The organism is Pseudomonas sp. PDM14, assembly GCF_014851905.1.
Classification (GTDB): Bacteria; Pseudomonadota; Gammaproteobacteria; order Pseudomonadales; family Pseudomonadaceae; genus Aquipseudomonas.
On the sequence record NZ_JACVAQ010000003.1, the window covers coordinates 397,799 to 408,588 of the forward strand.

Genomic DNA, 10,790 nt, shown 5'->3' on the forward strand with positions numbered 1-10,790 from the left:
TTTTACAGCGTCCACTTCACGCTGAACATGGCGTTGCGGGGCTCGCCGTAAAGCACGTTGGCGGTGGAGCCGATTCCGCTGTAGTACTTCTTGTCGAAGACGTTATTGAAGTTCACGCGGGTGTCGACGTTTTCGGCCACTTTGTAGCCGAGCATCAGATCAACCAGCGTGTAAGCGTCCTGTTCGATACGCCAAGCCGCAGCGCCGGCGCCACCTTCGTTGTAAATGGCGTTCTGACTATTGAGGCTGCCTCCAACACGCCATTTGTTCAGGTCACCCGGCAAATGATAGGTGGTGCTCAACTTGAATAAATGGCGTGGTTGGTCGGGGTCAAAGAGTTTGCCCTCGTTAGCCTTGTTAGAGTCCTTCTTGTACTTGGCCTCCACATAGGTGTAACCCGCACTCAGCTGCCAGTTTTCGGTCAGCGCGCCGGTCAGCTCCAGGTCAATGCCCTTGCTTTCCACTTCGCCGGCAGCTTCATAGCAGTTGAAGTTGGTGGCATAGGTAGGGGTGGGGCAGTAAGTAGCCTTGTCCAGCAGCTTGGCGCGGTTTTCCTGGTTGATCTGGAAAAAGGCGGCTGAGGCATTGAGGGCTCCATCCAGATACTCGCCCTTGATACCGAACTCGTAGTTGGTCCCTGTCATCGGCTCAAGGATGCTATAGCTCGGGTCGAGGTTGGTCTGCGGCTTGAAGATGTCGGTGTAGCTGGCGTAGACCGAATAGGTTTCGTTCAAGTCATAAATCACACCGGCATAGCGGGTTACGTTGCGGGTGACTTTGTAGCTACTCTGAGGCGTTCCGCCGTCATGGTCGTACCAGTCTAGGCGGCCACCGAGAATGACCTTCAATGGGTCCGCAATGTTCAGGCGTGTGGTGGCGTAAACGCCTTTCTGCTCGGCTTCGAACTTCATACCCCATCGGCGCATGTCAAAGCTCGGTTCTGGAACCATGCCGCTATCCCAGTTCTTGGGATCAATGTTTGGCCCGGTGGGGGTATTTAGCCAGCCGCCATGGCCGTCGAAGATTTCTTTGCGGTTGCTTGCGCCTACGACCAGTTCATGGGTGCGGCCCAGGAGTGCGAATGGACCGGAGACATATCCGTCATAACTGTCGTAGTCGTTGACGTATGTGTACTTGCCGCTGGACTGCTGAAGGCCGTTGTTGTCATAGCCGAGATAGGAACCCAGCATATTGATGCGGCCCCACATCTTGTCGCCGGCTAGATGCAGTTTCCAATCGTTATCGAAGCGGTGGTCCAGCTCACCGAACAGGTGGGTGGTACTGGTGTTCCAGTAAGCCCAGTCGTTACCCAGATAAGTCGAGCGGGGCAGGTCGAGGTCGCTACCGTCACGAGCCGTCGGCAGGCCACCCCAATCGGAGTCCTTGTTGTCGTTCTGGTAGGAAGACCCGAGGGTAAGCATGGTGCTTTCAGTGAGATCAAGTTCGCTGATCGCGTACAAAACGCCGTGTTCGCTGCCGCCTTGGTCTAGGTAAGTACCGTTGTCCTCATATGCAGTAACTATCCGACCGCGGATCGTGCCGGTCTCGTTGAGCGCGCCGGAGGCGTCGAGTTCGGTGCGGTAACGGTCCCAGCTGCCGGCACTGGCACCAACGCTAAGTTGCGGGGTGATGGTTGGTCGCTTGCGTACCATGTTGATGGCGGCTGAGGGGTTACCGGCACCCTGCATCAGGCCGGTGGCTCCGCGGACGATCTCGATGCGGTCGAACATTGCTGTGTCGGCAGCAGTAATAACGTCTTGCGAATAAGTGGAGACACTCATTGGCAGGCCGTCATACATGATGTTGTCGACAGTGAATCCGCGAGCCACGTAACGCTGGCGCTCTGGGCCGTACTTCTGCACGCTCAGGCCTGTAGTGTTTTTCACTACATCGTTGAGATTCCCCATGCCTTGGTCTTCCATGCGCTGCCGGGTAATAACGCTAACGGATTGGGGGGTTTCACGAAGCGACATCGGCAGTTTGGTGGAGCTGTTCACCACGCCGGTGGTGTAGGACTTGGTGCCCTCGGTCGTCGCTTGCCCACGCACACCCTGTGCATTGATATCGAGTTGCTGCAGCTCGATTGCCGCGTCTTTTTCTTTGGTCTTGGCGGTGTTCGCTTGTTCGGCGTGTACTGCATGTGCGCACAGGCTGAAGGCGATGGCGGCGGCCAGCGGAGACAGGTGGTGGCGTGACATGTGGGTTTCCTGAATGGGTCGATCGGCAGAGTTTTTATTGGCGCCAGGCAAACTGCAGGCGAGCGGCAACCCTTCGCAGGCCATAAGTGGCGGGCGGTGAAGAGGGAGGGGTGGGTTGCGGCGGCGGGAGTGTATCGGGATGTAAATTATGTGTAAATAAGAATTTATATCAAATAATACAAATACTCATTTCCTGATTTTTGAGTCAACTTTTCGGCGTGATTTGCAACTGAAGGGCTGAAGGCGTGCGCTGGAGGGGTAGTCAGCCATCGCTGGCTGTTCTTGACGGTTGAAACGGGGCAGGTTTCGTTGGGTGGCAGGCACCGCCACTCTCAGTGGCGGTGCCATTCACGTTAGAAGCTGTACTTCGCGGTCAGCATGTAATTGCGTGGGTCGCCATAGGTATCGGTGGAGCCCCATACCACGTCGTAGCCAATCGCCGAGTAGTACTCGCGATCAAAGATGTTGTTCGCATTCAGCTGCAGGTCGAGGTTCTTGTTGATCTCGTAGCCGGCCATCACATCGGCAACCGCATAGCTGCCCTGCTCGATACGGTGGGTAGTTCCGATCAGCGCTACGTCGTTGTACATGCGGCTTTGCCAGTAGACGTTGCCACCGACGCGGAGCTTCTCCAGCGGGCCTTGAAAGCGATAGGTGGTGGAAAGCTTGAACAGATGTTCTGGCGTATCGGTATCGAAGCGCTGGTTTTTATTGGCTGGGTTTTGATCCTTGATGTAATGGGCGCGGGTATAGGTGTAGCCAGCACCCACCTGCCAGTTCTCGGTGAGTGCGCCTTGCAGCTCCAGGTCAATACCCTGGCTACGGACCTTTCCTGCAGCTTTGTAGCAGGTTGCCCCATTGCAGATCGGCCCCACGCTGGTATCGGTCGCGGCGCGGTTCAACTGGTCGATTTGGAACACAGCCAGGCTGGCGTTCAATGCACCGCCGAAGTATTCGCCCTTGATACCAATTTCGTAGTTTTCGCCAACGATAGGCTGCAGCACTTTGAGAGAAACGTCTTTTTCTGTTTGCGGCTTGAAGATGTCGGTGTAGCTGGCGTAGACCGAGTGATGCTCGTCCAGCTCGTAGATCAGGCCGGCATAGCGGGTAAGGTTGCGGGTGACTTTGTAGTCGCCGTCACCCAGCCGATCACCGTAGTCGTACCAGTCCAGGCGTCCGCCGAGGATCAGCTTGAGTGGGTCTGCCAGGTTCAGGCGCGTCGTTATGTACGTCGAGTCCTGCGTCGTTACGCTGTGGCCGTCGTAGGCGCTGGAACGTACAAAATTCGGCTTGTCGCCATCGAGCGGCCAATCGGATGTATAGGGGGCGTAGCCCGTGGCTTCTGTATCGTAGATGCGCTTGCTGGTGCCGAGCACGATCTCGTGAGTACGTCCGAAAGCTTCAACCGGGCCGCTGAAAAAGGCATCAATCGCTGTTTGTTTCTCGTCATTAACGGACTGCCAGACAGTGCGTTCCAGCGTTGTGTACGGAGGTGTGTAGCGCGACTGGTAGGAGCCCCGGAACAGGCCGTCCAGCTTGGAAGCTGAGGCGTTTAGTTGCAGTTTCCAGTCGTTGTCGAAGCGGTGCACCAGTTCGCCGAAGACGGTGTCGACAGTCAGGTCCTTGTTCTCCCAGTCGCTGCCGGGATTGGTGGAGCGGGGCAGATCCAAGTGGTGGCCGTCGGTCCCAATGGGCAGGCCGCCCCAGAAGAAGTTGGTCTGGTCTTCCTGGCGGGAGAGGCCCAAGGTCGCTGTGGTGTTTTCAGTGAGATCGGCTTCGCCAATGGCGTAGAACAGGCCGTGGTCGCTTTCCACGCCGTCGCGGAAATTGTTGCCATCCTGATAGGAGCCCACCACTCGACCGCGTAGGGTGCCGCTGTCATTCAGTGCGCCGGAGGCGTCGAGTTCCGTGCGGTAATTGTCCCAGCTACCGGCACCGCCGGTGATGCTCACCTGTGGCTTGGCAGTGGGGCGCTTGCGTATCAGGTTGATGGCTGCGGACGGGTTGCCAGCACCTGTCACCAGGCCAGTAGCGCCACGCACCACTTCAACCCGGTCGAACATAGCCAGGTTGGGCTGTACGCCCATATCCCAGCCTGTATAGGACGCTGGCAGGCCGTCGTACATGATGTTGTCGATATCGAAGCCGCGCGCTTTGAAGCCCTGGCGGCCTGGGCCATCGGCCTGGCTGAGGAACAGGCCAGGGGTAGCTTTGACCACGTCGTTGACGCTGGTCATGTTCTGATCGTCCATGCGCTGACGAGTGATCACCGATACCGCCTGCGGCGTTTCGCGGATCGACAGGTCCAGCTTGGTACCTGTGGCCATTGAGCCCGTTGTATAGGACTGGGTGCCTTCGGTCGTTGCTTGTCCACGCACACCCTGTGCATTGATATCGAGCTGCTGCAGCTCGATTGTCGCGTCTTTGTCCTTGGCTTTTTCGGCGTCAGCCTGATCGGCGTACGCGATATGAGCGCACAGGCTTAAGGCGATGGCGGTAGCCAGTGGAGACAGGTGGTGGCGTGACATGCGAAGTTCCTGAATAGGTCGGTCGGCGGATTTGTTTTTTGCCAGGCAAATTGCAGGCGAGCAGCTACCTCCGACGGCCATGAGCGGCAGGCGGTTAATAGGTCGTGGGGTGCGGCGGCAGGAGTGTATCTAGATGTAAATAAGGTGTAAATGAGAATTTATTCCATATGCACTTAAGGGGCGTTTGCGCCTTGTGAGTGATCAGCTCAATTGAACGCCAACAATGTGACCGACGAGAAGTACTGACATCTTCGAGGCATACGGTCAGTACACCTACGGCGCACCGCGCAGCCTCACCGCTTCCGCGAAGTACAGCTTCTAAGGTGCCACGAGGTGTTGCGACCGGTGATTCGTCACCGGTCGTCAGTCAACGGCAAAACGCCGGCCCACAAGGCCGGCGTTTTGCTTTTTAGCGATGGTGAAACAAGCTGCTAGCCGTCAGTCATTCGTCTTGTGGCATCGGTGAATGGCGGATCTGCTTTCCAGATCGCCAAGGATCGGGCAATCCGGCCTCTGGTCGCCGTGACAGCGTCCTGCAAGATCCTCCAGCGTATCGCGCAGCGTCGTCATTTCTTCGATCTTGCGATTCAGCTCGGCGATGTGTGCCTGGGCCAGGGCTTTTACGTCGGCACTGGCGCGCTGGCGGTCCTGCCACAGGGTCAGCAGCTTGCCGACTTCATCCAGGGCGAAGCCGAGGTCGCGGGCGCGTTTGATGAAGGCCAGTACGTGCAGGTCGTTGGCGCTGTAGCGCCGGTAGCCGCTGTCCGAACGGTCGGCCGGGGCGAGCAGGCCGATGGATTCGTAGTAGCGGATCATCTTTGCGCTGAGGCCGCTGTGCTTGGCGGCTTGACCGATGTTCATCGCTGTTCCTCCTGTGCCGGTTTCCAGCGTTTGAGCAGCAGGGCGTTGCTCACCACGCTGACGCTGGACAGGGCCATTGCCGCGCCGGCGACCATCGGGTTGAGCACGCCGAAGGCCGCCAGAGGAATGCCGATCAGGTTGTAGATGAAGGCCCAGAATAGGTTCTGGCGAATCTTGCTCCAGGTGCGCCGGCTGATGTCCAGGGCAGCGGGTACCAGGCGCGGGTCGCCACGCATCAGGGTGATGCCGGCGGCGTGCATGGCCACGTCGGTGCCGCCGCCCATGGCGATGCCGACGTCGGCGGCGGCCAGCGGCGGGGCGTCGTTGATGCCATCACCGACCATCGCCACCACTGCGCCGCCGGCCTTGAGTGCGGCGACGTGTGCGGCCTTGTCTGCTGGCAATACCTGCGCGTGCACCTCGTCGATACCGAGTTGGCGGCCGACGGCATTGGCGCTGCCGGCGTTGTCGCCGCTGATCAGATGGCTGTGAATGCCGCGTGCCCGCAGCGCGCCGATGGCGTCGGCGGCGCCCGGCTTGAGGCTGTCACCGAAAGCGAACAGGCCGAGCACCCGTGCCTGCGGTTGCAGCTCCAGCAGCCAGGACAAGGTGCGGCCCTCGGCCTCCCAATCCTGAGCCTGTTGCGCCAGTTCGCCAGCAACCAGGCTCAACTCGTCACGCAGACGCGCATTGCCCAGCGCCAGCAGACGCTCCTCGACCTGGCCCTGGATGCCGCGCCCGCTGAGTGCCTGGCTGGCGCCGACCTGCGGCGGCGTTATCTGTCGCTCGGCGCAGCCTTGCAGCACGGCCTTGGCCAACGGGTGCTCGCTGCCGCGCTGCAGGGCGCCGGCCAGGCGCAGCAGGTCGTCCTCGCTGCCGTGGCTGGCGACCAGGTGGACGATGCGCGGCTCGCCGGAGGTCAGCGTGCCGGTCTTGTCGAACGCCACGACGCTGACCCGGTGGGCCAGCTCCAGGGCTTCGGCGTCTTTGATCAGAATGCCGTGGCGCGCGGCCACGCCGGTACCGGCCATGATCGCCGCCGGGGTGGCCAGGCCGAGCGCGCAGGGGCAGGCGATCACCAGTACCGTGACCGCATTGATCAGCGCCGTTTCCAGGCCCGCGCCAGCCAGCAGCCAGCCACCGAGGGTGAGCAGTGCCACCAGCAGCACCACCGGGACGAACACCGCGCTGACCCGGTCGACCAGCTTCTGGATCGGCGCCTTGGCTGCCTGGGCGTCCTCCACCAGGCGGATGATCCGTGCCAGTACGGTTTCCCCGCCCAGCGCGGTGGCACGCAGCAACAGCCGCCCTTCGCCATTGATCGCACCGCCGGTGACGGTGTCTCCCGGCTGCTTGGCCACCGGCAGGCTTTCGCCGCTGATCAGTGCTTCATCGGCCTGGCTGTGGCCGTCGACCACTTCGCCGTCCACCGGGAAGCGTTCGCCGGGTTTGACCAGTAGCAGGTCGCCGAGGCGCAGGGCATCGACCGCAACCTCTTCCTCGCGCCCGTCGACCACACGGACGGCGCGGTCCGGGCGCAGGGCTTCGAGGGCACGGATGGCGGCGCTGGTCTGGCGTTTGGCGCGGCTTTCCAGGTACTTGCCGAGCAGCACCAGGGCGATCACCACGGCCGACGCCTCGAAGTACAGGTGCGGCGTGTGGTGCCCGCTTGCCGTGGCCCACAGGTAGAGGCTCAGGCCGTAGCCGGCGCTGGTGCCGAGGGCCACCAGCAGGTCCATGTTGCCGGTGCCGGCGCGCACGGCTTTCCAGGCGGCGACATAGAAGCGCGCACCGAGGATGAATTGCACGGGGGTGGCGAGGGCGAATTGCACCCAGGCCGGCAGCATCCAGTGCAGCCCCAGCCACTCGGCGAACATCGGCAGCACCAGCGGCGTGGCCAGTACGAGCGCGGCCAGCAGCGCCCAGCGTTCGCGGCGCAGACTGGCGGCACGGTCCTGCGGCTGCACCTGGCTCAACGGTCGGGCCTGGTAGCCGGCCTGCTGCACTGCGGCGATCAAGTCAGCCACTGCCACGCCCGCCACCACCTCGACGCTGGCGCGCTCGCTGGCCAGGTTGACGCTGACGCCGTGCACCCCGGCGACCTGGCCCAGGGCGCGTTCGACGCGGCCGACACAGCTGGCGCAGGTCATCCCTTCGACGGCCAGTTCCAGGCGTTGCAGCGGCACGCTGTAACCGGCGCGGCTGACGGCATCGAGCAGTGCGGCGAGGCTATCGCCGGGAGCCTCTACGCGTGCCTTCTCGCTGGCGAGGTTGACGCTGACCTGCTGTACGCCGGGCACCTGGGCGAGTGCGCGCTCGACCCGCCCGGCGCAGCTGGCGCAGGTCATGCCGCTGATCGGCAGATCGAAGGTGTGAGGGCTGGACATGGGCGACTCCTGTTCCGGTTCGCCCACAGGATCAACCTTGACCCTGGGGTAAGGTCAAGGTGTGCGTTGTCGCAGCCAGGAATCGCCTGTCAGTAGTTGAGGGGCGCGGGGATCAGCCAGAGGCCGTTGGAGCCCATGGCGATGCGGTACTTGTGCACCTCGCCGGCGCTCATCTGCAGGGTCTGGCTGTGCAGCTGCTCGAAGCGCGGCTGGCAATGCCCACCGCCGAGCAGGCCGAGGCGTACCAGGACGTTGCCCGGTGGCAGGTTGAGGGTGATCGACTGGCCTTGGTACAGGCGCGCGGCCAGATTGCCCTGCAGGTACAGGCCGATGTCGCACGGGGTCGAGACTTCCAGGCGTTCGCGCGAGACGACCAGGATGCCGTAGTCGATCGGCGTGGCCAGGGTCATCGGTGACAGGCTGGTCGAGCCCGCCGGTGGGGTTGCCGGTACCGGCATGGCGCTGGAGGCGGACGGCATCTCGTCGGCGAACAGGGGCAGGCAGAGCAGGGTGAGCAGACTCAGGAGCAGGCGCATGGCGAGGATTCCGGCCGTGGTGTGCCTTCAGCTTGGTCGAGCCCGCGCGTGAGGACAAGCTTCACGGCTTGACCTTGCCACCATGGCAGGGCTGACTCTGGGCAGCGTCATCACTTTTCAGGGAGTGCAACATGCAGATCTTCACCGTCAGCGGGATGTCGTGTGGCCACTGCGTGCGGGCCATCACCCAGGCGATCCGGGCGCTCGATGCGACGGCCGAGGTGCAGGTCGATCTCGGCGCCAGCGAGGTGCGGGTGGCCAGCCGACTGGATGCCGAACAACTGCAGCAGGCGATTCGCGCGCAGGGTTACAGCGCTCAGCCGGCCTGAGTGGCGGGCGGGTTCCAGTCGCGGATCAGGCCGCGTAGCTGCGCATCGATCAGCGCGGCGGTGTCGACCAGCGGATCGAACAGTTGCTGGTCGCGGGTCCAGTCGGTGAACAGGCCGATGATCTGTGCATGCAGGGCGCGCGCCGCCAGGCGAGGGCTGAGGCCCGGTTGCAGGCGCTGGTGGCATTCGTCGCGGGCGAACAGGTTCTCGACCATGGCGATGAACTGGTTGATGAAGTCGGTGTGGCGCTCCTCCGCCTCGCGCAGTTCGTCGGTGAACTCGCAGCGGTGCAGGAGGATGGTGAAGATGCGCTGCTTCTGTTCGTCGCGTGCCAGGTTCTCGATGGCCTCGATGCACAGGTCGCGCAGTGACAGCAGCGGGTCGATGTCGCCACAGCCGCACAAGCGCTCGGCCATTTGCTCGGTGGGCAGGCGGATCTGGTTGAGCATTTCGTGGAACAGGTGCGCCTTGTTCTGGAAGTGCCAGTACACCGCACCACGCGTCACCCCGGCAGCGCGGGCGATGTGCTCGAGGCTGCAATGGGCCACGCCCTTTTCCAGGAACAACGCCTCCGCCGCCTCGAGAATGGCGGTGCGGGTTTGTTCGGCTTGTTCTTTGGTTCTGCGCATGGCGGACAGGACGATTGCGTCTAGGCTCTCAATGGGGAGCTGAGTGTAATGTTTTTGTCGCCGCCATGTGGGCTTACAAACAGTTTTGTATGTAAGTCGCTGCGTCTCCCCACTCTCACGCGCTGCCCTTCGTTCCGTCCGGGAGACGACACAATGCTTCTTCGCCACCATCCGCTTGCGCTCAAGGCCGTCCTGTTGAGTTCGCTGTTCGCCTGCAATGCCCAGGCTGCCGAACAGAAGGGTGCCGAGCACCAGATGCCGCCGCCGGATGTAGTGGTCGAGGTGGCCAAGGTCGAGTCGCTGCCCATCACCCTGGAATACGCCGCGCGTACCGCGGGTTTCCGCGAGGTGGAGGTGCGCGCGCAGGTCAGCGGTATCCTGCAGGAGCGCACCTACCTGGAAGGCAGTTCGGTGAAGCAGGGGCAGGTGCTGTTCCGCATCGACCCGCGGCCCTACCAGGCCGCCCTGGCGCGGGCCAAGGGTGCACTGGCGCAGGAGCAGGCGCGCTACCGGCAGACCGAGCGTGACCTGAAACGCATCCGCGAACTGCAGAAGAAGGGCTTCGCCAGCGAGAGCGAGCTGGACAACGCCATCTCCAACTTCGAGCAGAGCAAGGCCAACATCGAGGCGGCCAAGGCCGAGGTACAGGCCAAGCAGATCGACCTCGACTACACCACCGTCAAGGCGCCGATCTCTGGCATCACCCGCAAGGAAACCGTGTCCGAAGGCAGCCTGATGGTCGCCGGCGATCCGAATGCCAGCCTGCTGACCAACATCACCCAGCTCGACCCGATCTACGTCAACTTCGCCGCCCCCGACCGTGACGTCGAGCGCGTGCGCAGTGGCCTCAAGGACGGCACGCTGATCGCCCCGGCCAGCGGCCACATGAGCATCGACATCATCTTCGGCGACGGCAGCAGCTACCCGCTCGAAGGCAAGGTCGACTTCACCGACAGCCTGGTCGACCGCGGCACCGGCACGGTCAGTGCGCGCGCCGTGGTGCCCAATCCGGACCAGAAGCTGCTGCCCGGCCAGTTCATCCGGGTGCGGGTCAAGGGCATCACCAAGCCCAATGCGGTGACCGTGCCCGAGCGCGCCGTCTCGCAGGGGCAGAAGGGCACGTTCGTGTTCATCGTCGACGAGCAGAACATCGCCCGCGCCCGCCCGGTCACTACCGCGCATACCGCCGAAGGCCGCTGGGTGGTGGAGTCCGGTATCTCGGCGGGTGATCGGGTCATCGTCGAGGGCTTGCCCAAGGTGCGTCCGGATTCACCGGTGAAGATCAGCGACAAGCCCGCCGCCGATGCCAAGCAGTAAGGAGC

8 protein-coding genes are annotated in these 10,790 nt (G+C 62.4%); 2 read left to right on the top strand and 6 right to left on the bottom strand.

Annotation, left to right across the window (positions count from 1 at the left end; translation table 11 throughout):
- Window positions 1–2: 2 nt before the first annotated feature.
- From IB229_RS21490 to IB229_RS21510, 5 genes are all read right to left on the bottom strand, one after another.
- Complete coding sequence (locus IB229_RS21490) at window positions 3–2,198, bottom strand: TonB-dependent siderophore receptor (protein ID WP_225579287.1); 2,196 nt, start codon at window positions 2,196–2,198, stop codon at window positions 3–5.
- Window positions 2,199–2,551: 353 nt separating this feature from the next.
- Window positions 2,552–4,726 (bottom strand): TonB-dependent siderophore receptor, encoded by a 2,175-nt coding sequence (locus tag IB229_RS21495; protein WP_192331981.1) that lies wholly within the window; start codon window positions 4,724–4,726, stop codon window positions 2,552–2,554.
- Between the two features lie 438 nt (window positions 4,727–5,164).
- Entirely contained in the window at window positions 5,165–5,587 is a 423-nt protein-coding gene (gene cueR / locus IB229_RS21500) for a Cu(I)-responsive transcriptional regulator (RefSeq protein WP_192331982.1), read from the bottom strand.
- Window positions 5,584–7,974 (bottom strand): heavy metal translocating P-type ATPase, encoded by a 2,391-nt coding sequence (locus tag IB229_RS21505; protein WP_192331983.1) that lies wholly within the window; start codon window positions 7,972–7,974, stop codon window positions 5,584–5,586. Before IB229_RS21505 ends, cueR begins: the two co-directional genes overlap by 4 nt.
- Before the next feature lie 89 nt (window positions 7,975–8,063).
- A complete protein-coding gene (locus tag IB229_RS21510; protein WP_192332032.1) occupies window positions 8,064–8,432 on the bottom strand; it encodes a hypothetical protein in 369 nt (122 codons plus the stop codon).
- Between the two features lie 209 nt (window positions 8,433–8,641).
- Between IB229_RS21510 and IB229_RS21515 the strand changes: the two genes are divergently transcribed.
- Window positions 8,642–8,839, top strand: a complete 198-nt coding sequence (locus IB229_RS21515; protein ID WP_192331984.1) for a heavy-metal-associated domain-containing protein — start codon at window positions 8,642–8,644, stop codon at window positions 8,837–8,839.
- On the opposite strand, the gene IB229_RS21520 is transcribed toward IB229_RS21515, so the two are convergent.
- Window positions 8,827–9,468, bottom strand: a complete 642-nt coding sequence (locus IB229_RS21520; protein WP_192331985.1) for a TetR family transcriptional regulator — start codon at window positions 9,466–9,468, stop codon at window positions 8,827–8,829. The two genes, IB229_RS21515 and IB229_RS21520, sit on opposite strands and share 13 nt — an antisense overlap.
- Before the next feature lie 153 nt (window positions 9,469–9,621).
- Between IB229_RS21520 and IB229_RS21525 the strand changes: the two genes are divergently transcribed.
- Window positions 9,622–10,785 carry an efflux RND transporter periplasmic adaptor subunit gene (locus IB229_RS21525; RefSeq protein WP_225579289.1) on the top strand — a complete coding sequence of 388 codons (1,164 nt, stop codon included), beginning with the start codon at window positions 9,622–9,624 and terminating at the stop codon, window positions 10,783–10,785.
- Window positions 10,786–10,790: the final 5 nt, after the last annotated feature.